The organism is Rahnella bonaserana (genome assembly GCF_019049675.1).
Classification (GTDB): domain Bacteria; phylum Pseudomonadota; class Gammaproteobacteria; order Enterobacterales; family Enterobacteriaceae; genus Rahnella; species Rahnella bonaserana.
Genome location: NZ_JAFMOW010000012.1, coordinates 1 through 255 on the forward strand (window position 1 = coordinate 1; position 255 = coordinate 255).

1 protein-coding gene is annotated in these 255 nt (G+C 59.6%); it reads right to left on the reverse strand.

Going from position 1 to position 255, the window contains the following annotated elements:
* Window positions 1-253: contractile injection system protein, VgrG/Pvc8 family (locus J1778_RS00045; RefSeq protein WP_338019630.1), on the reverse strand; the 253-nt coding region annotated here is incomplete at its 3' end.
* Window positions 254-255: the final 2 nt, after the last annotated feature.

Below are 255 nucleotides of genomic sequence, written 5' to 3' on the forward strand. Positions count from 1 at the left end.
GCACCAGTTCGAGGCGGTACAGGGTTTCATCGGCGGAGGTCGACAGGCGCTGAAAGTCACGGATAACGCCGTACACGACGCGTTCCGGCTGGAAAGGCGTGCCCATAGTGAAGCTGGCGAACTGGCGGAGCATCTGCGCGGCGTCGATATCCGGTTCGGGGCAGGTGACGTCAACGGTGTAGGAAAAAGTCTCGCTGAGCTGTTCCTCGCCGCGAAAGTTCAGCACGTCCAGACTGTAAGGGCTGTTCCAGATAT